This window comes from Carnobacterium sp. CP1, assembly GCF_001483965.1.
Lineage (GTDB): Bacteria > Bacillota > Bacilli > Lactobacillales > Carnobacteriaceae > Carnobacterium_A > Carnobacterium_A antarcticum.
The window spans coordinates 1,915,069-1,938,626 of the sequence record NZ_CP010796.1; the positions used below are offsets into that span (position 1 = coordinate 1,915,069).

20 protein-coding genes and 1 pseudogene are annotated in these 23,558 nt (G+C 38.0%); 15 read left to right on the plus strand and 6 right to left on the minus strand.

The features are described from left to right. Positions 1-34 precede the first annotated feature (34 nt). The gene (locus tag NY10_RS09010) at positions 35-541 is read right to left on the minus strand and encodes a cupin domain-containing protein (protein WP_058919659.1); all 507 of its coding nucleotides are present in this window, start codon (positions 539-541) and stop codon (positions 35-37) included. Between the two features lie 283 nt (positions 542-824). Here NY10_RS09010 and glmU point away from each other — a divergent pair, with 283 nt between their 5' ends. The 5 genes from glmU (at position 825) to NY10_RS09035 (ending at position 7,156) form a co-directional block, all read left to right on the plus strand. Continuing rightward, positions 825-2,192 (plus strand): bifunctional UDP-N-acetylglucosamine diphosphorylase/glucosamine-1-phosphate N-acetyltransferase GlmU, encoded by a 1,368-nt coding sequence (gene glmU, locus NY10_RS09015; protein WP_058919660.1) that lies wholly within the window; start codon positions 825-827, stop codon positions 2,190-2,192. A 115-nt stretch (positions 2,193-2,307) separates the two neighbouring features. Beyond that, a complete protein-coding gene (locus tag NY10_RS09020; protein WP_058919661.1) occupies positions 2,308-3,288 on the plus strand; it encodes a ribose-phosphate diphosphokinase in 981 nt (326 codons plus the stop codon). Between the two features lie 173 nt (positions 3,289-3,461). After that, the gene (locus tag NY10_RS09025; protein ID WP_058919662.1) at positions 3,462-3,893 is read left to right on the plus strand and encodes a NusG domain II-containing protein; all 432 of its coding nucleotides are present in this window, start codon (positions 3,462-3,464) and stop codon (positions 3,891-3,893) included. 242 nt (positions 3,894-4,135) lie between these two features. Beyond that, positions 4,136-5,776 carry a peptide ABC transporter substrate-binding protein gene (locus NY10_RS09030; protein WP_058919663.1) on the plus strand — a complete coding sequence of 547 codons (1,641 nt, stop codon included), beginning with the start codon at positions 4,136-4,138 and terminating at the stop codon, positions 5,774-5,776. A 36-nt stretch (positions 5,777-5,812) separates the two neighbouring features. Next, the gene (locus tag NY10_RS09035; RefSeq protein WP_058919664.1) at positions 5,813-7,156 is read left to right on the plus strand and encodes a M20 family metallopeptidase; all 1,344 of its coding nucleotides are present in this window, start codon (positions 5,813-5,815) and stop codon (positions 7,154-7,156) included. Between the two features lie 56 nt (positions 7,157-7,212). Here the strand turns inward: NY10_RS09035 and NY10_RS09040 are convergent, their stop codons facing one another. Then, positions 7,213-8,190 carry an L-lactate dehydrogenase gene (locus NY10_RS09040; RefSeq protein ID WP_058919665.1) on the minus strand — a complete coding sequence of 326 codons (978 nt, stop codon included), beginning with the start codon at positions 8,188-8,190 and terminating at the stop codon, positions 7,213-7,215. A gap of 311 nt (positions 8,191-8,501) precedes the next feature. Between NY10_RS09040 and pth the strand changes: the two genes are divergently transcribed. From pth to NY10_RS12615, 8 genes are all read left to right on the plus strand, one after another. After that, entirely contained in the window at positions 8,502-9,068 is a 567-nt protein-coding gene (gene pth / locus NY10_RS09045) for an aminoacyl-tRNA hydrolase (protein ID WP_058920300.1), read from the plus strand. A gap of 97 nt (positions 9,069-9,165) precedes the next feature. Beyond that, positions 9,166-12,690, plus strand: coding sequence for a transcription-repair coupling factor (mfd, locus tag NY10_RS09050; protein WP_058919666.1), 3,525 nt, complete (start codon positions 9,166-9,168; stop codon positions 12,688-12,690). 69 nt (positions 12,691-12,759) lie between these two features. Further along, positions 12,760-14,346, plus strand: coding sequence for a putative polysaccharide biosynthesis protein (locus NY10_RS09055; protein ID WP_058919667.1), 1,587 nt, complete (start codon positions 12,760-12,762; stop codon positions 14,344-14,346). 9 nt (positions 14,347-14,355) lie between these two features. After that, positions 14,356-15,411 (plus strand): MazG nucleotide pyrophosphohydrolase domain-containing protein, encoded by a 1,056-nt coding sequence (locus tag NY10_RS09060; RefSeq protein ID WP_058919668.1) that lies wholly within the window; start codon positions 14,356-14,358, stop codon positions 15,409-15,411. After that, positions 15,408-15,677 (plus strand): RNA-binding S4 domain-containing protein, encoded by a 270-nt coding sequence (locus NY10_RS09065; RefSeq protein ID WP_058919669.1) that lies wholly within the window; start codon positions 15,408-15,410, stop codon positions 15,675-15,677. Before NY10_RS09060 ends, NY10_RS09065 begins: the two co-directional genes overlap by 4 nt. Positions 15,678-16,465: 788 nt before the next feature. Beyond that, complete coding sequence (locus NY10_RS09070) at positions 16,466-17,365, plus strand: glycine betaine ABC transporter substrate-binding protein (protein ID WP_058919670.1); 900 nt, start codon at positions 16,466-16,468, stop codon at positions 17,363-17,365. A 377-nt stretch (positions 17,366-17,742) separates the two neighbouring features. After that, positions 17,743-18,159, plus strand: coding sequence for an NAD(+)--rifampin ADP-ribosyltransferase (gene arr / locus NY10_RS09075; RefSeq protein ID WP_058919671.1), 417 nt, complete (start codon positions 17,743-17,745; stop codon positions 18,157-18,159). 454 nt (positions 18,160-18,613) lie between these two features. Next, positions 18,614-18,772: a hypothetical protein gene (locus NY10_RS12615; protein WP_156413286.1), complete on the plus strand. Its 159-nt coding sequence runs from the start codon at positions 18,614-18,616 to the stop codon at positions 18,770-18,772. A 453-nt stretch (positions 18,773-19,225) separates the two neighbouring features. Here the strand turns inward: NY10_RS12615 and NY10_RS09085 are convergent, their stop codons facing one another. Next, positions 19,226-19,489 carry a hypothetical protein gene (locus NY10_RS09085; protein WP_058919673.1) on the minus strand — a complete coding sequence of 88 codons (264 nt, stop codon included), beginning with the start codon at positions 19,487-19,489 and terminating at the stop codon, positions 19,226-19,228. Between the two features lie 146 nt (positions 19,490-19,635). Further along, on the minus strand, positions 19,636-20,079 hold the full coding sequence (locus tag NY10_RS09090) for an Hsp20/alpha crystallin family protein (RefSeq protein WP_058919674.1): 444 nt from the start codon (positions 20,077-20,079) through the stop codon (positions 19,636-19,638). Between the two features lie 201 nt (positions 20,080-20,280). Here NY10_RS09090 and relB point away from each other — a divergent pair, with 201 nt between their 5' ends. Both relB and NY10_RS09095 read left to right on the plus strand, forming a co-directional pair. After that, positions 20,281-20,460 (plus strand): type II toxin-antitoxin system RelB family antitoxin, encoded by a 180-nt coding sequence (gene relB, locus NY10_RS12820; RefSeq protein WP_231726727.1) that lies wholly within the window; start codon positions 20,281-20,283, stop codon positions 20,458-20,460. A gap of 51 nt (positions 20,461-20,511) precedes the next feature. Continuing rightward, positions 20,512-20,784: pseudogene (locus NY10_RS09095) on the plus strand (type II toxin-antitoxin system RelE family toxin). A 174-nt stretch (positions 20,785-20,958) separates the two neighbouring features. Here the strand turns inward: NY10_RS09095 and NY10_RS09100 are convergent. Together NY10_RS09100 and NY10_RS09105 are read right to left on the minus strand one after the other, a co-directional pair. Then, positions 20,959-21,438 carry a hypothetical protein gene (locus NY10_RS09100; RefSeq protein ID WP_058919675.1) on the minus strand — a complete coding sequence of 160 codons (480 nt, stop codon included), beginning with the start codon at positions 21,436-21,438 and terminating at the stop codon, positions 20,959-20,961. A gap of 192 nt (positions 21,439-21,630) precedes the next feature. Next, a complete protein-coding gene (locus NY10_RS09105; protein WP_058919676.1) occupies positions 21,631-22,839 on the minus strand; it encodes an MFS transporter in 1,209 nt (402 codons plus the stop codon). Between the last annotated feature and the right edge of the window lie 719 nt (positions 22,840-23,558).

A 23,558-nucleotide genomic window follows, 5' to 3' on the forward strand; every position in this document is an offset into this window, starting at 1 on the left:
TCTAATACAGACGGGATTTCTGATTTTTTTTATCTTATTCTGGCAATGTTTCAAAGGCTAACCGTTTAATAATGTCATGGTTTTCTGGATACTGGGCTAACAGATCGGCTTGTGTAAACAGCTCAAAATCTTGGTAATCAAAACCAGGTGCGACCATGCAGCTGACTAAAGCATAAATACCGTCTTTATCAACGCTTGAGCCGAAAATGACGCCTTTTGGAACAACGTATTGCAAGGTTTCGCCTTTTTCGGGGTCCATTCCTAATGCAACCTGTTCATAGCGCCCGTCTGGATGGATCATATGGATGGTTAAAGCGTCGCCAGTATGGAAATACCAGATTTCATCCGATTTCAAACGATGAAAATGTGAAGGACTTTCTTGGTTCAATAAGAAATAAATACTAGTGTATCGTTTCCGTTCGTTTTGTTCAGCCGTGGTCACTGTTTCAGAAGCTTGATAGACACCTTTAAAATACCCTCCTTCAGAATGAGGCACAAGTTCCAATTTTTCGATCCAATAATGTTCAGGTTTTACGTTCATCACTACTTCCTCCTTTTTGTGTCGCTTTAAATCAGTATACAAGATTTTTGAAACGGGCAACAGCGACGAGCGTATCAGCCAACTAAATAAAATCGTTTTCTTCATTTAAAGACTTAAGAATAAAGGATAAAGTAACGGGATTAACCTTGAAAATACTGAGTTTTTAGGCTATCATTGAAGAGCTAAAGCCAAAAAGCGAGAGGTTGTTAGCTAAAACCTAAAAAATAAAAGAATACCCATTAAACGTTAAAAATAAAAAAGTGAAAAAGAAGGAGTCGCTAAGATGACACAAAGATATGCAGTGGTGTTAGCAGCAGGACAGGGTTCACGAATGAAATCAAAACTATACAAAGTCTTACACCCAATTGCAGGCAAACCCATGGTTGGACATGTGATTGAACAAGTAGAAGCTGCAGGTACCGACAAAATTGTGACGGTCGTTGGTTTTGGCGCTGAAAAAGTAAGAGAATACTTAGGCGACCGTTCTGAATATGCTTTACAAGAAGAACAATTGGGAACTGGCCATGCTGTCATTCAAGCTGAAGCACAGTTAAAGGGAAAAGAAGGAATCACATTAGTCATTTGCGGCGATACTCCTTTGTTGACCTCTGAAACATTAACGAACTTGTTCGATTACCATCAAAAACAAGGTGCGAAAGCTACCATCTTAACTGCTCATGCCGAAGATCCTACAGGTTACGGCCGGGTTATCCGCAATGAGCAAGGTTTTGTTGAGAAAATAGTGGAACAAAAAGATGCAGACGCACAAGAACAGCTGGTTCAAGAAATCAATACTGGAACGTATTGTTTTGATAATCGTTTATTGTTTGAAGCATTGTCTCTAGTCGGCAATGAAAATGTTCAAGGAGAATATTACTTGCCAGATGTTATTGAGATCCTAAAAAGCCAAAATGAAGTGGTAGATGCCTATAAAATGGTACATGAAGCAGAAGGTATGGGAGTGAATGATCGGATAGCTTTAGCTGAAGCTACTCGTTTGATGCGGACCCGAATCAATCAACGCCATATGCAAAATGGTGTGACGCTGATTGATCCAGCTACAACGTACATTGATAGCGATGTGACGATTGGCGCTGATACGGTAGTTGAAGCAAATGTCTCTTTAAAAGGACACACTGTCATTGGAGAAGATTGCTTTATTGGAGCAAACTCTGAAGTTTTAAACAGTACCATTGGCGATCGCGTGCGGGTTACAAGCTCAAACATCAAAGATTCGGTTATGGAGCAAGACAGCAACATTGGGCCTAACAGCCATTTGCGCCCACACAGCCAAGTCGGTGAATCGGTTCACATCGGCAACTTTGTTGAAGTGAAAAATGCCGTAATCGGTGCCGGTACAAAAGTTGGTCATTTAACTTACGTTGGCGATGCCGATTTAGGAAAGAACATTAACATTGGCTGTGGAACAGTTTTTGTTAATTACGACGGCAAAAATAAGCACCGTACGACAGTTGGAGACAACGTTTTTATCGGATGCAACGTTAATTTAGTCGCACCGGTCAACGTTGAAGAAAATGTTTACATCGCTGCTGGGTCAACTATCACTAAAGATGTCCCTACGGAAGCATTGGCGATTGCCAGAGCTCGTCAAGAAAACAAGTTGAATTATTTCAATCAATTGCCACATTAGAAAACGATTGATAATTCAAAGCAAAGCTAGAATTTACTTGATTTCTTCAGGGAAAATGAATAGTATTAAAGTGAGATAAAAGAACTTTTTGCAAATAAAGAAAGTGGAGGTCACTATGTCAGAACATTATTTTGATCCAAAGTTAAAGATTTTTGCGTTAAACTCAAACAGACCCTTAGCGGAGAAAATTGCTAAAGAGGTAGGAGTAGAATTAGGAAAACTCTCAGTGGATCAGTTCAGCGATGGAGAAATTCGAATCAATATTGAAGAAAGTATTCGGGGAGACCATGTTTATATTATTCAGTCAACTTCTAGTCCAGTAAACGACAATTTGATGGAAATGTTGATTATGATCGATGCTTTAAAACGAGCAAGTGCTAAAACAGTCAATCTAGTGATTCCTTATTACGGCTATGCTAGACAAGACAGGAAAGCCCGTTCTAGAGAACCGATCACTGCAAAATTAGTTGCGAATATGATAACAGCTGCAGGTGCAGACCGTATTTTGACATTAGATTTACATGCTTCTCAAATTCAAGGGTTTTTCGATATGCCAGTAGATCACTTATTAGGTGCTTCTCTTTTGGCGAACTACTTCTTAAATTGCGGACTTGCAGAAGAAGATGTCGTGGTTGTTTCACCAGATCATGGTGGAGTAACACGTGCGCGTAAATTAGCGGAATTCTTAAAAGCGCCGATTGCTATTATCGACAAACGTCGTCCAAAAGCAAACGTTGCGGAAGTCATGAATATTATTGGTTCAGTTGAAGGTAAAAAATGTATTTTGATCGATGACATGATTGATACCGCTGGAACGATCACGTTAGCTGCTAAAGCATTGCAAGAAGCTGGCGCAACGGAAGTTTATGCTTGTTGCACACATCCTGTTTTATCTGGCCCAGCGATTGAACGCATTCAAAATTCTGCAATCAAACAATTGGTGGTTACAGACTCTATTTATCTCCCTGAAGAGAAGAAAATTGATAAAATCGTTGAAATTAGTGTCAGTGCATTATTGGCCGATGCTGTGACGCGGATTCATGAAAATAAATCTGTCAGCCCACTTTTTGAAAGAAAATTTAAAGAAACACGCTAAAGTTTACCGTAATTTTAAAAAACGTGATGAGAGGTTAAACAGCTTCTGATCGCGTTTTTTGTTTAGAGTAAAGCGAAGGTGTCTTTACTTATTGGGAAATATCAGTTGCTTGTTCAAATCAGCCAAAGCAATCGTTTAGCTGAAGAGCTTTAGAATGAACGGAGCCAATCAATATGACTAATTTTAAAAAATATGCCAAGCTCGTTCGTCCGCTAGATGTCGTCATCGTCGTACTGTTAATGATCGGTTCGTTTATTCCGCATTATATTTTTGGAAGACAAACGCGTTCGATCGATGAAACAAGTGAAGTCGTTGCGGTCATCTCTATTGATGGCGAAGAAGTAAAGCGAGTGCGACTATCAGAAGAGACACCGCATGAACAATTTACGTTTCATCCGGCAGAGGGGCAATACAACATCATTGAAGTAGACGGAAAAAAGATTCGAAATAAAGAAGACAATAGTTCGGATCAAATTGCAGTAAAAACAGGTTGGATCAGCAAACCAGGAGAAACAAGTATTTGTTTGCCGCACAAACTCATTATTGAGATAAAAGCTGATTCTCCGATTGAAGATTCTGAAGACGATATCATTGTGCCTTTGTAGAAATTGAAGAAACGAGCGGAAGTTGGGACCAAAGCGAGAAAATGCTTTGGTTCCAACTTTTTTTGTTGAATAAAAAGCGACGATACTCTGTAATATACAGTATATTTGTATATATTTCATTTAAATAACAAAAAAGCGGGTTAATATTGTATATTTATAATAAATAGTGTATGATAGTGAAAAGATTTAAACGACTGATAGAAGTATGGGGATACGACTAAAAAGAATAGGGAGGAAGAACAATGAAAAAAGCAACTTTTTTTGCCGCAGCGTTGTTTATTTTAGGGGGATGTACAGCAGGAGAAGCAAATGGAGAAGATAGCGTCAGCGGAGCTGGTGAGACAAACTCGGAGCAGACGCTGCACTTGAGTGTTAAGTCTGAATTGCCTACGATCGACCCGGCTTTATCACAAGATACGATTAGTTTTACGGCTTTGAATCAAGTGATGGAAGGCTTGTACCGCTTAGATACACAAGAAAATCCGATTCCGGCTTTGGCTGAAGGGGAGCCGAAGATCAGTGAAGACCAATTAACATATACCTTTACTTTAAAACCAGAGTTAAAATGGTCAGATGGAAGCGAATTAACGGCTCATGATTTTGAATTTGGCTGGAAACGTATCGTTGACCCGGCTACTGCAGCCAATTATTCTTTTGTGATGACAGATATTAAAAACGCTTCAACAATCTTAGCTGGCGAAGCAGAAGTCGATAGTTTAGGGATCGAAGCGTTAAGCGATTCAGAACTTGAAATCACATTAGAAAAGCCAGTAGAAAATTTCTTGAAATTAATTACTAAACCAACTTTCTCTCCTCAGAAAGAAACTTTTGTTACTGCTGAAGGTTCTGGGTTTGGGACGAGCAGCGATTCTGCTCTTTATAATGGGCCGTTTGTCTTAAAAGATTGGGATGGTACAGGTTTATCTTGGACCTACGAAAAAAATAATCAGTATTGGGATCAAGAAAACGTAGCGTTAACCACTGTGACCAACCAAGTGATCAAAGAAACGTCGACAGGATTGAATCTATACAATAACGGCCAAATCGATCTGGTTACTTTAACTGGAGAATTTGCCCAACAATACAACCAAGATCCTGAATTTATGGCCCCGTTAACGGCCAAATCGGTTTACTTAGAACTGGATCATGTTAACAACCCAGCCTTAAAAAATAAAAGCTTAAGAGAAGCACTTGCTTCAGCTATTTCACGTGAAGAACTAACCGAAAGCATCATTGCTAACGGATCTAAACCCATTGGAGGACTAGTGACTAGCGGATTAGTCGAAGACCCTCAAACCGGTGAAGATTTCAGAGAAACAGCTGGTTCTTATTTAGATTATAATCCGGAAACAGCGGCTCAGCTATGGGAAACGGCCCAGCAAGAATTAGGGGTCTCAACAGTCGAATTGCAATTAGTAGCGGATGATGATGAAGTTACAAAAAAAGTGAGCCAATATTTACAAAATACGATTGAAGAAAATCTGGCAGGTGTAAAAATTACGATTAAAAGTGTTCCTTTCAAAAACCGCATCGAACTAGGCGATAATGGCGATTTTGATTTGTTGTTGTCTGGTTGGGGTGCAGATACGAACGATACCAATAATTTTTTAAGTTTGTTCTTATCCGGTTCTGTCTTTAACGGCGGAAAATATTCTAATGAAGATTATGATGCTTTAGTTGAAGCCTCAATGGGAGAAGACAGCGGAGATCCAGCTGAAAAATGGGCCAATGATTTAGCTGCTGAAAAAATCCTGTTAGAAGATGCAGGGATCATCCCGCTTTATCAGCAGGCACAAGCTATGTTGTTAAGAAGTTCTGTTAAAAATTACCATATGAGTCAAATCAACAGTGTAAACTTAAAATATGTATCAATTGAAGAATAGAAAAATTAAAAACCAAAAAGGGGACTGTTTATTTATATGGAAACTTGGGTAACGGAAAAGCATCAAAAAGAAAGTTTAGCTGCATTAAAACGCTTGATCGATATTCCCTCTGTGAATACCGCTGATGGAACCAGCTTCCCGCCATTTGGGAAAGCGATCGAAGACTGTTTGACAGAAGCATTAGTCATTTGTGAAGCCTTGGGAATGACTACTTATCATGATCCAGCAGGTTTCTATGGTTATGCTGACTATGGAGAAGGGGAAGAGTTGATTGCTATTTTATGTCATTTGGATGTCGTTCCGGCCGGCGATTTAGCTCTGTGGGAAACAGATCCTTTTCAAGCAGTCGTGAAAGACGGCGTTATGTACGGACGCGGCAGCCAAGACGATAAGGGACCGACGATCGCTGCTTTGTATGCCTTTAAAGCGGTCGTGGATGCTGGATTTACTTTTAATAAACGCATCCGGTTTGTTTTTGGAACAGATGAAGAAACATTATGGCGGTGCATGGCGCACTACAATTTAAAAGAAGAACAGCCGACAAAAGGATTTGTACCAGATAGTGCATTCCCGGTAACATATGCTGAAAAAGGTCTGTTGCAAGCTAAGCTGGTAGGACCGGGAAGCTCTGTTTTTGCACTGGATTGCGGCGATGCTTTTAATGTCGTGCCAGGCAATGCACAGTACCAAGGTCAAGATGCTCAACAAGTAAGTCAAAAATTAGTTGAATTGGGCATCAGCCAGACACTTGCAAATCAGACAGTTACAGTGAGCGGCAAAGCTGTTCACGCGAGTGCTGCTGGACAAGGAATAAATGCAATCAATCAATTAGCAACAGGTTTGGTCCAAGTGCATCCGCATTCAATCCTGCAATTTTTAGCCGAAAAAGTTGGTACAGAAACGAATGGTTTCAGGATCTTTGGCGAAGTGAAAGATGAGATGACGGGAGAGCTGACCTTTAATGTGGCTACGATCAAAGTAGATGAAACAAAGTCGGAAATAGAATTGGATTTACGTATCCCGGTCAGTTACCCAGCAGCAGATTTAGCAGCTATTCTTGAAAAAACCGCTGCGGCTTACGGGTTGACGTATGAAGAATTTGACCATGTACCGGCTTTATATGTTCCGAAAGAAAGTGACCTCGTTCAAACGCTGATGGCGATCTATCAAAATAAAACAGGAGATAAAGCCCAGCCGCTCACTTCAGGTGGAGCTACTTATGCCCGAACTATGAAAAATATGGTTGCTTTTGGCGCCCATTTTCCTAATACCAAAAGTTTGGCTCATCAGGCTAACGAAGGCATCGTTTTAGCTGAATTGTTTCAAGCAATAGATATTTATGCTGAAACCATCGTGCAATTGTGCTGCGAAGAAGAATAATAAAACCCTCTCAACCAAGGATGAAACTACCTTGATTGGGAGGGTTTGTCATTCAATTAATTTGTTTCTTCGTCTAACTTTTTCATAGCGTCTTGAGTAATCTTACGCAGCGTATCAGCTGAATGGTTCATTTTTTCTTTTTCGGCATCGTTTAACGGAATTTCGATGACTTGTTGAATGCCTTGGCGGTTTACGATCGCCGGTGCTCCGATAAAGATGTCTTCCTGTCCGTATTCGCCATCTAAATAGACTGAAAGAGGCAGAACAGAGTTTTCATCATTTAAAATGGCTTTGGTGATTCGAGTCATTGAAACGGCGATCCCGTAAAACGTTGCCCCTTTTTTCTCGATGATATCGTAAGCGGCATCGCGAACGTTAAAGAAGACATCGACTAATGCGGCTTCGTCAACTCCCGGATTGTCTTTGATCCATTCATAGATCTGCAGCCCGGCAATGTTGGCATGAGACCAAACAGGAAATTCTGTATCGCCGTGTTCTCCTAAAATATAGCCATGGACATTTCGTGCATCTACCCCTACTAGTTTAGCAATAGCTTGACGGAAACGAGCACTGTCCAAAGAGGTTCCTGAACCGATGATACGGCTTTTCGGCAAACCAGAGAATTTCCAAGTTGCATACGTCAAGACATCGACTGGGTTGGTCGCTACTAAGAAAATACCGTCGAAGCCGCTGGCCATAACTTGATCAATAATCGTTTTAAATATTTTTAAGTTTTTTTGAACTAAATCTAACCGGGTTTCACCAGGTTTCTGAGCAGCGCCTGCTGTAATAACGACGATATCTGCATCATGGCAGTCGCTGTAGCTGGCGGAATAAATTTTTTTAGGGGAAGTAAAGGCTAGTGCGTGGGAAAGGTCCATTGCGTCGCCTTCTGTTTTGTCGGTATCGATATCAATAATCCCAAGTTCTTGAGCAATGTTTTGTGTAACCAGAGCAAAAGCGTAACTTGAACCTACCGCTCCATCACCTACAATAATGATTTTTTGATGATCTTTTATTTCAGATTTAACCATATCAAATTTCCTCCTTAATAAACTTTGTCATACAAAGCAAGTATACCAGTTCACAAGCGAAAGAGGCAATAGAAGTCTTATTTTGGCCGATTTTTAATGGCGGGCTGAAAAAGAAAAAAACAGCTGTAGTGAATGTTCATCGAAGCCAAACAGTCTTGTTCCTATTCACAATTAAAATATGGTATACTAGACTAAATTGTTTCTGGACGATAAAAACTTCGTGCAGCGCTTTTTTGCGTACATTTGCAAAAAGGATCGGCTGTAAAACAGCGAATAAAAATGACTAATTAAACAGATGGAGAAGGTAAATGATGAAGATGATTGTGGGTTTAGGGAATCCAGGTTCAAAATACGCAAACACAAAACACAATATTGGTTTTATGGCTTTGGATGAATATGCGAAGCAGCAAAATTTGGCATTTAATAAAAGCAAATTTGAAGCAGTATATACCGAAGCGTTTATCGGAACGGAAAAAGTTCTATTGGTCAAACCTCAGACCTTTATGAATGACTCTGGACGAGCGGTTCGACCGTTGATGGACTACTTTAATGTTGCACTAGAGGATTTAGTAGTCATTTACGATGATTTAGATTTGCCGCTCGGTAAAATCCGGTTGCGTCAAAAAGGCAGTGCAGGAGGCCACAATGGCATTAAAAGTTTGATCCAACACCTTGGAACTGCAAACTTTAATCGTATTCGAATCGGAATCGACCGTCCTTATGCCAGTCAAACGGTCGTTAACCATGTATTGAGTGGTTTTCCAAAGGAACAACAAGAAGATGTGCTGTTCTCGATAAAAGACAGCGTGGCAGCGATAGAGTATTGGGTCAATGGCCACAATTTTCTTGATACAATGAATCAGTACAACAAAAAATAGCATAAACGTATATGGAAGCCCAGTGAGAATGTCTGAGCTTCTTTTACCATCTAAAAAATAAAATGAACAACATACATTAAGCAGAGGAGTCTTTACAGTGGGAGATATCAAAAAAATACTAGCCGAATCGCCTGATGTCGGAGAGCTGCTGGCCCAAATCGGGGAACAGCATACACAGCTGGTCACTGGTTTATCTGGATCAGCCAGAACCTTAGTTATCAGCACTATTTTAGAAAAAAAGAAGCGGCCAATTGTTTTGGTAACGCACAATTTATTTCATGCCCAGCAATTAATGGAAGACTTTTCTGGGCTTGTAGAGGAAGAAAAACTACATTTGTTTCCGGTTGAAGAAATGTTGTACGCCGAAATGTCGATTGCTTCACCTGAAGCAAGGACAGACCGGGTAGCTGCCTTGAATTTTTTACTTTCCGGCAAGCCAGGAATCGTTATTGTGCCTTTAGCTGGAGTAAGGAAGCTTTTACCGCCTAAAGAAATCTGGAAAGCTGCTCGTTTTGAAGTTAAGCCAGGCGGCGAATTGGATCCGACTCCTTTAGCACGAAAACTAGTGGATATGGGTTACGTGCGCCAACAATTAGTTGGAAGCCCAGGAGAGTTCAGTATCCGGGGCGGAATCATCGATATTTATCCTTTAACAGAAGAACACCCGGTTCGAATCGACTTATTTGATACAGAAATTGATTCTTTGCGTTACTTTGATGCAGATAACCAACGTTCGATTCGAAATATTGATGCGATTACGATTTTACCGGCTATCGATACGTTGTATACACATGATTTGCTGACAGCAGCGGCGCCAAAGTTTTCTCAAGCGGTAGAACGCAACTTGGGTTTGATCCAGCATGCAGAAGACCGACAAATTTTCACTAGAAATTTAACGCCTGTGGTGGATGCTTTCGATAAAGGAGAGCCCACAGATGAACTAGCGATGTTTACTGATTTCGTTTACCCTGAACGCACGAGTATTTTAGATTATATCCATAAAAAAAGCGTCGTGATCTTGGATGAATACCCTCGTATTTTGGAAACCGAAAGACGGTTAAGCGAAGAAGAAGCAGAATGGGCGACTGAAAAATTAGCAGAACGCCGTATTTTGCAAAAACAAGCTTTTTCAAATGATTTCCGTGCCAAAATGAAAGAGATAAAACAAGATGTTTTGTATTTTTCTTTATTTCAAAAAGGAATGGGAAATCTCCGGTTTTCACAGATCCATCCATTTCAATACCGCAATATGCAGCAGTTTTTTGGTCAGATGCCCTTATTGAAAACGGAGATGGAACGTTGGATCAAACAAAGTAATACGGTTATCGTGATGGTACCCACCGCTGAGCGGGCCGATAAAGTAAATCAGATTTTTAAAGACTTTGAGATCGTCAGCAAAGTAGTGAAACCAAACCGTATAGAAATTGGAAAAGTACAGGTTATGGAAGGTTCTATCCAAAATGGTTTTGAATTGCCTCAAGACAAATTGGTCGTATTGACTGAAAGAGAATTATTCAATAAAATCACTAAAAAAATAGCCAGACGACAAACATTATCCAATGCAGAACGCTTGAAAAGCTACAGTGAATTAAACCCAGGCGATTTCGTCGTGCATGTCAATCACGGAATCGGAAAATACATGGGAATGGAAACTTTAACGATCAATGGTGTTCACCAAGACTATATGTCCATCATTTATAAAGACGATGCAAAATTATTTATTCCGGTAACGCAATTAAACTTATTGCAAAAATACGTTTCTTCAGAAGCCAAGACTCCTAAGATCAATAAACTAGGCGGGACAGAATGGGCGAAGACGAAGAAAAAAGTAGCCAGTAAAATTGAAGACATTGCCGATGATTTGATTGAATTATATGCAGCACGTGAAGCAGAAGTGGGTTATGCGTATGCACCGGATAGTGAGTACCAAGAAGAATTCGAAAATGCTTTTCCTTATACTGAAACAGATGACCAATTGCGCAGCACAGCTGAAATCAAACACGATATGGAAGGCAAAAAACCGATGGATCGTTTATTAGTCGGTGATGTGGGTTATGGTAAAACAGAAGTAGCCATGCGGGCGGTTTTTAAAGCGGTTCAAGAAGGCAAGCAAGCAGCATTCTTGGTTCCGACAACGATTTTAGCACAGCAGCATTATGAAACCATGATTCAGCGGTTTGCTGATTTTCCAGTGGAAATTGGTTTATTGAGCCGTTTCCGAACGAAGAAACAACAAGAAGAAACGATTGCGGGCTTAAAAAAAGGCCAAGTAGATATTGTAATCGGAACACACCGCGTTTTATCGAAAGATATTGAATTCCAAGATCTGGGACTCTTGATCGTTGATGAAGAACAGCGTTTCGGCGTGAAACACAAAGAAAAATTAAAACAGCTGAAAGCTCAAGTGGATGTACTGACACTGACCGCGACGCCGATCCCAAGAACACTGCACATGTCAATGTTAGGTGTGCGGGATCTATCTGTGATCGAAACGCCGCCGGCTAACCGTTACCCGGTTCAGACTTACGTGATGGAGCAAAATCTAGGAGCGATTCGAGAAGCGATCGAACGCGAAATGGCACGCGGCGGACAAGCTTTTTACTTGTACAATCGTGTCGCGACCATTGAGAAAAAAGTAGAAGAATTGCAAATGCTGGTACCGGAAGCTCGAATCGGTTATGCGCATGGGCAAATGTCAGAAGGCCAATTAGAAAATATCCTCTTCCAATTTATTGAAGGCGAATACGATGTTTTAGTGACCACTACGATTATAGAAACCGGAGTAGACATACCAAACGTCAATACGTTATTTGTCGAGAATGCAGACCATATGGGCTTATCGCAGCTTTACCAATTGAGAGGGCGTGTAGGACGAAGCAACCGCGTAGCCTATGCCTATTTCTTGTACCAAGCGGATAAAGTTTTGAACGAAGTGAGCGAGAAACGACTGCAAGCCATCAAGGATTTCACTGAATTGGGATCAGGATTCAAAATTGCGATGCGGGACTTATCGATTCGCGGCGCGGGAAATCTATTAGGCTCACAACAACACGGTTTCATTGATTCAGTCGGGTTCGATTTGTATTCAGAAATGTTAAGTGAAGCTGTTGCCCGTAAACGAGGACTTGGAAATAAAGAAGAGAAAACCCAAGTAGAAATCGATTTAGGCATTGATGCTTATTTGCCAGGCAGTTACATTGAAGACGAACGTCAAAAAATCGAAATCTATAAACGCATTCGAGAGCTGCACGACGAAGAAACGTATACTCTCTTGCAAGATGAAATCATTGATCGATTTGGCGAATACGCTGATGAAGTAGCCGATTTGCTGACGATTGGATTAATTAAAATGTACAGTGAACAAGCCTTGGTCGAAACGATCAAACGGACGGACGATCACATCGACTTAACCTTTTCGGTATCTGGCACGAACTCATTGCCGGCCGAAGAAATTTTTAGAGCCTTAAGTGAAGTCTCTTTGAAAGCTAATATGGCTGTGAAAAAAGAACAGTATGTGGTCACTTTGCAAATTGGAAAAGAATATACGTATCAATGGCTGAACGCTATCCAAAAATTCGTGAAAGCCATCACGCTTTACCGCAAAGAAAAAACAGCTGCTTAATGCTTGAACACCTAGACTGGAAACAAGGCAACGAGAAAAATCCTATCTGTGGAATTTAGGAGGCTTTATGTGAGCAATCAACAAATGAAAAAAATGATGAACGGCGCTTTACTACTGTCTTTAGCAGCTTTGATTGCCAAAATACTAAGTGCTGTATACCGCGTGCCGTTTCAGAATATGGTCGGCAATACCGGGTTTTATGTTTATCAACAAGTTTACCCTATTTACGGCATCGGCATGACGATTGCTTTAAATGGTTTCCCCGTTTTTTTGTCCAAAGTCTTTGCCGAAACCAAAAGCAGCGAGCAGCAAAAAAAAGTGATGAAAAAATCCTTTTTGTTGCTGAGCATCGTTTCAATTGGCTTGTTTTCGTTTAGTTACTTTGGCGCAAAAATGATTGCTCAAGAAATGGGTGATGCGCAACTAACGCCGATCATTCAATCGGTTGCGTGGCTGTTTTTGCTGGTACCCGTATTGGCAACGGGACGCGGTTATTTTCAAGGTACTTTTCGCATGCTGCCGACTGCTGTGTCACAAGTCATCGAACAAGTTGTGCGGGTGGCTGTTATTTTGACTGCGGCTTTTCTGTATACCCGCATTGGATGGGACGATTATCAGATGGGTGCAGCGGCTATGAGCAGTTCTTGGATTGCTGGGTTAGCTGCTTGTATCGTTTTAGGAGTCGCGTTTTTTAGAACAACTAAACAAAGTGATAGCGAACTAGCTATCAATTCAGAGCAATCCGTCTCGATTGGTTACGGTTCGTTGGCAAAACGGTTTATGACGGAAGGATTAGCTATTTGCTTGCTGAGTGCAATGCTGATTTTATTGCAATTGGTAGATTCATTCACTTTGTACAAAGGGTTGATTCAAGCTGGAGAATTGCCTGAATTAGCTAAAAATGCTAAAGGAATCTACGATCGCGGCCAGCCGTTAGTTCAATTGGGAATGGTCGTGGCTACAGCTTTTTCAGCTAGTTTAGTCCCGGTATTGAGCCGAGCGTTTGTCCAAAAACGGGAAGTGGAATTTTTCCGAGCAGCACATTCGCTGATTCGCATCACGATGACGTTTGCGATGGCCGCAACCACTGGGTTAGTGGTGCTGATGCCTTACTTGAACCATTTGTTGTTTGGCGACCGTTCTGGAGTACTGGTATTGTGTGTCTACGTCGGAGCCGTTCTTTTGGCTTCTTTGATTGGGGCTTACAATGCGATCCTTCAAAGCCGTGACCAGCATTATTTGACAATGGTGGCGCTGTTTATAGGGATTCTGGTAAAATGGGTGTTGAACAGCTGGTTTGTTGAGGAATTTGGAACATTAGGTGCTAGTTTAGCAACAGATGCTAGTTTAGCCGTCATTTTAGCGGTTATTTTACTGGGAGCTCCTAGTCCCTTAAAGAGAAGCTTAGTGAAAGACCAATTTGGATTGCACTTGATTTACAGCAGCGCCATGATGGCTTTAGCCGTCTGGTTGGTTACACAAGGGATCAGCCGCTTCTTATTTAGCGGTATGCACCGCGTCGATTCTTTTTTGGTCGCACTGATCGGGATCGCTGTCGGAATCATCGTGTTTGTTTATAGTTTATTTAAGTGGGATGTTTTGACCGTTCGCGAATGGTTATCGCTTCCTTTTGGGAAAAAGATATTAAGAAAGTAGGCGAAGCAAATGGGGAAAATTACGGTAGTTGGTTTAGGACCGGGAGATATGGCGCAATTGCCGATGGGGGTTTACCAATTATTGAAAGGGACTCAACCCATTTTTTTACGGACCAAATTACACCCAGTCGTTGAAATACTCGAACAAGAAGGGCTAGAATCCGAATCATTTGATGCAGTTTATGAAGCAAATGCCCAGTTCGAAGGAGTTTACGAAAAAATCGTGCAGCAGTTAATAGAAGCAGCTAAAACACAAGATATCCTTTATGCTGTTCCAGGGCACCCAATGGTTGCTGAAAAATCGGTCCAATTGCTGCTTGAAAAAGAACCTGCAATAGAAGTTGAGATCAAAGGCGGAAAGAGTTTTCTGGATGATTTGTTTCAAGCCGTCCGAATCGATCCGGTCGAAGGTTTCCAACTTTTGGATGCACTGGATTTAAATCAAGACGAATTAGAATTGGGACAGCATATCATCGTGATGCAAGTCTTCAATGAGTATATTGCCAGTGAAGTCAAACTGACGTTAATGGAAAAATACCCAGATGATCACCTCGTTGCACTGGTTCATGCAGCAGGAAGCCAAGCAGAAAAAGTCGAATGGGTACCGTTATTCGAAATGGACCGGATGGAAGGCGTGCACAATTTAACGTCTCTATACGTTCCGCCGTTAGCACAAGATGAACAAACAAAGTCTTTCCAAACTTTGCAATATTATATGGATGCTATTACAGGTGAAGATGGAGATGTTTGGATCAAAGAACAAACCCATGAAAGCCTGTTGCCGTATTTGCAAGAAGAAACAGCTGAATTTATTGAAGCAGTAGAAAAAGAAGACAACGAAAATATGGTCGAAGAATTAGGCGATATTTTGATGCAAGTGCTTTACCATACCAGTTTTGGAGAACGTTCCGGTTATTTTTCACTGGAAGAAGTATTGGAAACTGTTAATAAAAAGCTGCGCAGACGTCACCCTCATGTATTTGATGGTATTAAAGCTGAAACGGTGGAAGAAGTCGATGCCTTGTGGCAAAAAATAAAAGCAGAAGAAAAGAGGGATTCACAATGAGATTAGATAAATTTTTGAAAATTTCACGCATTATCAAACGACGCACGATCGCTAAAGAAGTTGCAGATAAAGGCCGTATTCAAATCAATGGTTTGACAGCTAAGTCTTCATCAGAAGTAAAAGTCGGCGATGAGCTGACCATCAATTTCGGCAACAAGACTTTAGTAGTAAAAATTGAAAAAATCGTTGAATCAACGAAAAAAGAAGAAACCAAAGAAATGTACAGCATTATCAGCGAAGAATCAAAATCAAACGGTGCTTTTTAAGCAGTTTCAGCAGTTGCCTGCGTGTTTGCTTGTGAAAAGCCATGGGACCGCCTGGAGCCCCTTTGGGTCTCCAGGTTTTCAAGCCTCAAACGAAGCGTAAACGCTTCGTAATTCGCATTGAATCCTTTTCATGGCTACAAGCAGCCACTATTCCTCCAAAAATTTCAAGATTGTAGCATAGTCATTTCACTTACCAACACCCAAAATGATAGAACCATTACATTTAGCAATATCAAAAGGGATAAAACCATAAGAAGATCTTAAATGCTCTAATAAGAGTACTTGAGATCTTTTTTTTATTGTTTTATTCGTTTTTCAGCAATCGTATAAACTATTTTTTATCTCTTTTTCCGATAACAACAATTTGGGTTAATTCAACTCCCTTTATACTTCTCTAAAAACGAGAGGAGGAAAAAGAATGTGTAAGGGTAAATGAATATATGAAATTAAATCTATTTCACACCTCACTTTTAAGGCTCAGCACATGCTGTCTAGCTCTTCTTGTAGTAGATTTGAATCTAAAAATCATTCATGTTATGCTTTTAAGGTCTATAAAAATCGATGACCTACTCTCAAAAAAGGAGGTCTTAAGATTATAATACTTACAAGTTAACGGATTCCTAAAGTATTGGAATGCAGATTGTACATAGGGTTATCGGAGATGAAGAAATAATGAACGAAAAATAAACTAAGTATTCTTGCCAGTACTTTTAACGATTATGTTGATAAGGACTGGAAATTAGTCGAATAAAAAAGGAGAATGCTTTTTAACATAAATGGAGGAAAGTATGATAAACGCAAAATCTATTGGAATGGCTCTTGGATTATCTACTGCATTACTATTAGTTGGGTGTGGAAATGGTGAAGATACAAAAAATGAGGCAAATGAAAGTGTAAGCGAACAAGTGGATTACGCTATTACAGGCATTGAACCTGGAGCGGGAATAACTAATATGGCACATCAGACTTTAGAGGAATATGAAAATCTGGAAGGTTGGGAACTTGAAGAAAGTTCAACTGGAGGTATGCTGACATTGCTGGACCAAGCAATCGATAATGAAGAACCTATTATTGTAACAGGGTGGGCCCCGCACTGGATGTTCTCAGAATACGATTTGAAATATCTAGAAGACCCGAAAGGAACCATGGGGGATATCGAGAGTATTCATACTATTGCAAGGCTAGGGTTTGAGGAAGAAATGCCTGATGCCTATAAAATTCTTGATGCTTTCCATTGGGAAGTAGAAGATATGGAAACCGTAATGTTTGAGGCACAAGACACTTCTTTTGAAGAGGCTGCGACGAATTGGGTAGAAGCGAACCAAGACAAAGTGGACGAGTGGCTGGAAGGCACTGAAAAAGTGAATGGCGAAAAAATAAAACTGGTGTCAACACCATGGGATACAGAAAAATCTTCTGGTCTTGTTGCGGAAGCCGTATTAGAACAACAAGGCTATGACGTGACAGTAACAGACGTTGATCCTGCAGTTTTGTTTGAGGCGATTGCAAATGGGTCAGCAGATGCATCCCTTGCACCGTGGTTGCCAACAACACATGCTTCTTTTTATGAAAAACACCAAGATAATATGGTTGATTTGGGTGAAAACTTAATAGGAGCAAAAAATGGATTAGTTGTTCCAGCCTATATGGATATTGATTCCATCGAAGATTTAGAACCAAAAAAATAATAAACCAGTAAGGAGAATGGGACGAAAAGCGTTTAGACTCGAGTCTTCTAATAACGCATGCCTTATCTCTAAGGTAGCTAAAGCTACAACAGGTGTAACAAAATGGACGCTCGGACTGAAGTTTGGAGTATGTTCTAGGATAATTATGTGAATATAAAAAAGCAGCAAACTTAAATAAATTAGGTTTGCTGCTTTTTATACTCATTCGACTTTTTTTCGTTTACGCAAAAATTTTGCTGACAGGTTGATTACCGTTAATATCTTACTCTCTACTTACAGTATAACATCATCTGATAGCTATTTATAGACTACTTTTTTACCCATCCTTTCCCTTATACTGATATAAGCAAATCAAAAAGTATAAGGGGTGTATTTATATGAACGACAATAAAAATATCTTAGATCCTGGTCCATTCTTTCATGGTACTAAAGCAAAACTGGAAATCGGAGATATGCTTGAACCTTTACGCTCATCCAATTATCAAGATAAAAAATCTAACTATATCTATTTTACTGCAACGTTAGATGCTGCTAAATGGGGTGCCGAATTAGCGAAAGCTAAATCGAAAGAGAGGATTTATATCGTAGAACCATTAGGTGATTTTGAAAATGATCCCAACTTAACTGACAAAAGATTTCCCGGAAATCCAACACGTTCTTATAGGTCTAAATCTCCTTTGAAAATAATAGCTGAATTAAGTTCATGGGAAAGACATTCTGATGAAGAAATAGATTATATGCTTTTATCTATAAGAAAGTTAAGTGAACAAGGAGAAAATGTGATATACGATTAATTCTCCTATTCTTAGAACTCTCGAAAAAAAGAAGTCTTAGTACTTAACCAGAGGTGATAAACCGATGGTTATTGATATAAACTACAGATTTGATTTAAAATTGGTTAGTAGAAGAACGTTTTCTTCTAGTGTTGTGCAACTAATTTATAATCAAATAAGAATTAATAATACTCGCTTCTTCCATGATTGGCACATGCCCATCCTTTTAAAAACTTTTGCTGAAAATAGTTCTGATTATCAGGAGAAGCTATCGCAACTACTTCAGTGGGATACTTGCCTTGGATAGAGCGCTACAGGTTCTACGTCAAAAAGCATTTCTGCACTGTTACTGTGTTCAAGTTTATTCCTTTTTGGATGCCAAAGTGAAGGAGATAGCACTGTCATTACAAATGAGGGTGAAGAAATCACTATCGTTCCAGAAGACCAAAGAATTTATCTGGATGAAAATACTTTTATGGATGGAAGCGACTACTACAAAGTAACTCAAGATAAAGAAGGTAGAAAAAATCAAGAAAGTGAAATAGACGTTGATGGAAAAGATTATTATTTATTGTATATTTTTCCCAATCCAGACGATGATACGAAAGTAGATTTATATTACGAAGAATACTAATAAACGACAACATTAAATTAAGGAAGTGAGATAACTCTCTACTAAAACACCTATGAGTGTTAATTTAGATGTTTATGGGTAATGGATTTTTACGGTGACGTATTTGATGTAGAAAATAGTAAACTGATTACACATGATGAAAAGGTATTTGACTGCGAGGTGGTTATTTTTAATAAAGAAACAAACTGATCCAATACACTTAAGGAAAAACAGTCAGATAGAAATAGAAAAAATGACTGATGATTTTCAACAAATTGTAATGCATGAAATTAGATAGAATAACGTATTGCAATATTGAATTGTAAAAAAGACCTATTTGCAACTGTTAGTTGCGAATAGGTCTTTTTTATTTGATAGATATTGCTTTGTTCACTGTCAATGGTATTATCTTATTTTAGAATCTGTTTTCGGATGAGCTATCGCCATCTTTTTGGAAGAATATCTTTATTTTTTTTATAACCAAATGTCATATTCTTCAAATTCTTTTTCAAATTTATCCATTTCTTTTTCATCATATTTTTCATATTTATTTACGTCGTGTAATAATTTTTTTATTTCATGAATCGCTTTTTTTTCCTCGTACCATTTTTTTAGACTATGTTTTCTATAATTACTTGCATCTATATCCTCTAATTTAGCTAGATTACCGTCTAATTTCTCGATTATAGTAGTTAAATCATTCAAAAGGTGTTCTTTTCTTTTTTCATAGTTAGCCATTATAATCTCTCCTTTATTGAATTAGGTATATCTAATGCTTTATTTAAAGATAGAAAGTTGTCATTTTCCTGCTAAGAAGTATCAATACTATACAAAAGTGCATTCTTTTTGTGAAAGACGCTTACTTATTGAAGAAGCTCTCTTTTTTACTCGATACTAATTTGTTTTTTAGTAGTATTTTCACTATTTAATTTTGGCATGATCAAAGTTAATACACCATCGGTATAGTTTGCTTTAGCCTTTTCTTCATCTACATTTGTTAGATAGAATTGACGAGCCATACTACCGTATGAACGTTCTCTTTTAATAAATTGACCTTCATCATTTTTTTTACTTTTTTCTTCTTGTCTTTTAGCCTGAATCGTTAAAACATCGTGATGGTAGTCAATAGAGATATTTTCTTTATCAAAACCAGGCAAATCAATTTTTAATTCATATTTTTGATCTGTTTCGTGAACATCTGCTTTGAAGTTGCTTCTTGTAAGAGATGAAGGGACCTTATCTAATAAAGAAAAATCTTCATCAAGTAAAGATGGGAAGAAATCAGTGAGTGTTGGAAAATCATCTTTTTTACGTAAATTATTTGCCATTTTTATTCACTCCTTAAAGATTTAATTTCTTACAAAATTTATTATATTTATTTTGCTGAAAGATTCAAGTGAAAAAGTATATTTTTTAAAAAAAATATAATCGATTTTTTTCTACTAATGCACTCTAAATCCATTAATGGACGGTTATAAATGGCAGCGAAAATACAATAAGATAAAGCCTTAGTCAGCTTCTATTTAGGGTTGATTCTACTGACTGTAATATCACTAAGGATTGATACTCAAGAAGAGAAATTAATAAAAGAATATGCTAAGGCTAATAACATTTCTGTCTCTGCTTTATTTAGAAATGCTGTTCTAGAAAAAAATGAAGATGAAATTAATTTGGGGTTACATAATCAAGCTATGACGAAGCATAAATAAAATCCTCAAAGAATTTCTTTCGAAGACATGCTAAAGGAGCTATCTGATTAGATGAACTCAGGTTATCAAGTAGAGTTTGAAAAAGGAGCTCAAAAAGCATTTAAAAAAACAGATAAACATCAATCCCACTTAATTATGGGATAGGTTCAAAAAAATCTAGTGAACTGTACAGATTCTAGGCAGCATGGAAAAGGATTAGCAGCCAATCGTTCAGGAGAATGGCGGTACAGAATTGGAGACTATCGCTTAATAGCAGATATTAACGACGATACGGTAACTATTTTGATGTTAGAGATTGGTCATAGAAAAGATAGTTACAAATAAAGACAGCGTTTTTTATGTTTACGAATTGCAACCAAATAAGTCCTTTAACACTTTTATTCTAGTGTTAGAGGACTTATTTCTTTTTTTAATACATGAGATTGCTTAAAATAATGTATCGAAAATCTTGTTTAATCATTGGTGAATTTATTTAAAAGTTATAGTTATATAGTTTAACTAGTTATTAATATAATTAAAATATCTAATTTCATCTGCACCAATCTCAACGTCAAAGGCTAATTTTTGTTGTGAATTAAAGGTTATATATTCACCTTCATATTCGCCAAAATTATAGCTGGAATTAGTATTTTTAGGATATCCATAGAGATAACATACGACTTTTCCATCTTTAACAAATACAATTTGATTCATATTATCATTTCCAGATTCATTTATGTTATCCCATTTATATCCAACAACTTTATATATATTTTCTTTTTTAGTGTATGGTGCAAAGCTATAAAGAGTGTCCCATTCAAAGGGAGTCCATTTTGAAAAGTCATCAATAGCCGTTGGAGCGCTGATATTATCAGTTGAATCTTCTAATTTACTAGCATTTATCTCCCATATATCTTTTTTGAATGGACCAAAAATAAGAATTATCGTAATAACTATACCTGTTAAAATAGTCAATAAAAGTACATTCTTTTTTTTCATAAAAATCCCCATTCCAGTATGAATTTATTTGTTATAACGTACTTATATCATAAGCTTTATTCTCTTTTAATTCTATGATTGCTATAACTATTAAATTATTCCCGACACATGAATCACATAAAATAATATATCCAGAAAACAAGGTTCTTTTTTATAAAAAAACTCCCTTATCTTTCAAGGGAGTGATCGTAATTAGCTTGATTTTTCAACAGAAAACACACGATGATTTATAGCGGCGTAAATAGCTGCTATTCCTAATAATACCGCTGAAACAATAAAAGATATGCGTACATCCCATATTTCAGTAAGAGCACCAAATAGTAAAGAAGAAATCGCAAATAATAAAGACACTAATGCACTTTGTACGGCATAAATCTTAGGAAGTTCTTCGGTACTAGCTGATTTTTGAAGAAATGTATTAGAAGCAATAGCTTTTAGTTGTTGGGAAATTCCATTGAGTTCTGCAAAAAAAAGTGACAACCAAGCAATCGTTGTTAAACCAAAAAGAAGAGTTAAGATACTAATTCCAAATGAAAAAGTAATCAAAACATACTTAAGGTTTTTTTCGAATGCCAAAGTAAAATAGGAGCATATAAACCCACCCACAACCATTCCAACAAAAAATGAGGTATTGATATATCCCCACCAAGCTTCAGATTTACCAAGAACTTCGCTCACGAAAACGTAAAGTATAGAAGCAATCCATACAACGTTTGCAAAAGCTTCAAATACTATAATCACATGTAGACTTTTGTATAATGGACTTCTCCAAACAATTTGCCATCCTTCTTTCAATTCACCGCTCCGACGACCCTCGGAGAATTTTCTTTTAAATTTGATTGGATCAATAATTCTAGTCATCAGTACGGTAGCTATTAGATACAAGGCTACCGTAATTAAAATGACATTTTGACCGCTTAAAAGTGCAACAACTAATCCCCCAAGTGCCCATCCGCCTAGATTAACTGTTTCGCTAACAATGGAGAAAAAGCTATTAGCTTTCACAAGCTCATTTTCTGCAACTAAACGCGGTAGCATGGCTTGACTTGCAGGCGCTGCCCATCCGTCTAAAAATGCAATCACAAATACAAAACTTATAATCACAAGCACGTTTGACGTTAGATTTAACGCTAAGATAATCGCTAGAAAAAATAGTAAGAGTGTCTTACTTGCCTGCGAATAAATGATCAGTGATTTTAATGAATATCGATTTAACAATAGTGGAGAAAGTAATCCACTGATAAAACGGCCGAACATATTGAAAAAAGGAACTAACGCTAATATAAATGGTGATTCTGTTGAGATGTATAATATTGATATAAGCCCCACGATATAAAAAATATCACCTAAATTGGCCATTGATTGTCCGATCCAAAGAAAACGGAAGGATTTGTTTTTCATTCTTACTACCCCTTTATAATTAAAATTTGTGTCTTATTATCACAGGGTAGTTTTTACATGTATGTTATCCCTCCTTAAATCTATTATTATTCGTTACAAAGTCAAAAAAAAGTAAAACTTAACTCACTAAGTGTTTGGAACAAACAAAATTTATAGGGTAGTAAGAATGATTATGTATTACTAGTATACGTTAAGAAGGATTATGATAGTTGTTATTTGTTTAATTAATTTAGATTTTGTTTAGATACATGGAATTCTATAAAATCGTGTATCTATAACCCTATGCGAATAAGGTTCTCTTTTTGTCAAGGGCTCCAATACATGATTTCGTGATGTTAATAGATATAAGTATGTATTTTTTTGTGAGAAGAGATGTCCATTTAATGAGTGACATCGTCCAACCTTTAAGAACGCAGCAAGAAACTAACCACTTTTTATTTTGTTTGAGACGAAACAAAAATTTTCGTTATTAATGTAAGTAGCCTTAAATCCAGAGAATTATTTGTTTCCCCAGCACTAAAGACGGTCATTTAGAAGTCAATATAATTTATCAAATGTTTCAGAAAGTAACTACACTATTGGAAGGGGAAGGGACGCACACGGAGATGAAAAACTTTGGCCACAGCAAAAAGCACTAAACCCTATATCGGGATCAATGAAAATGAAATCAGCGAAACATCGTTAAACTGTAGACTAGGTTTTTAATATTTACCAATTAA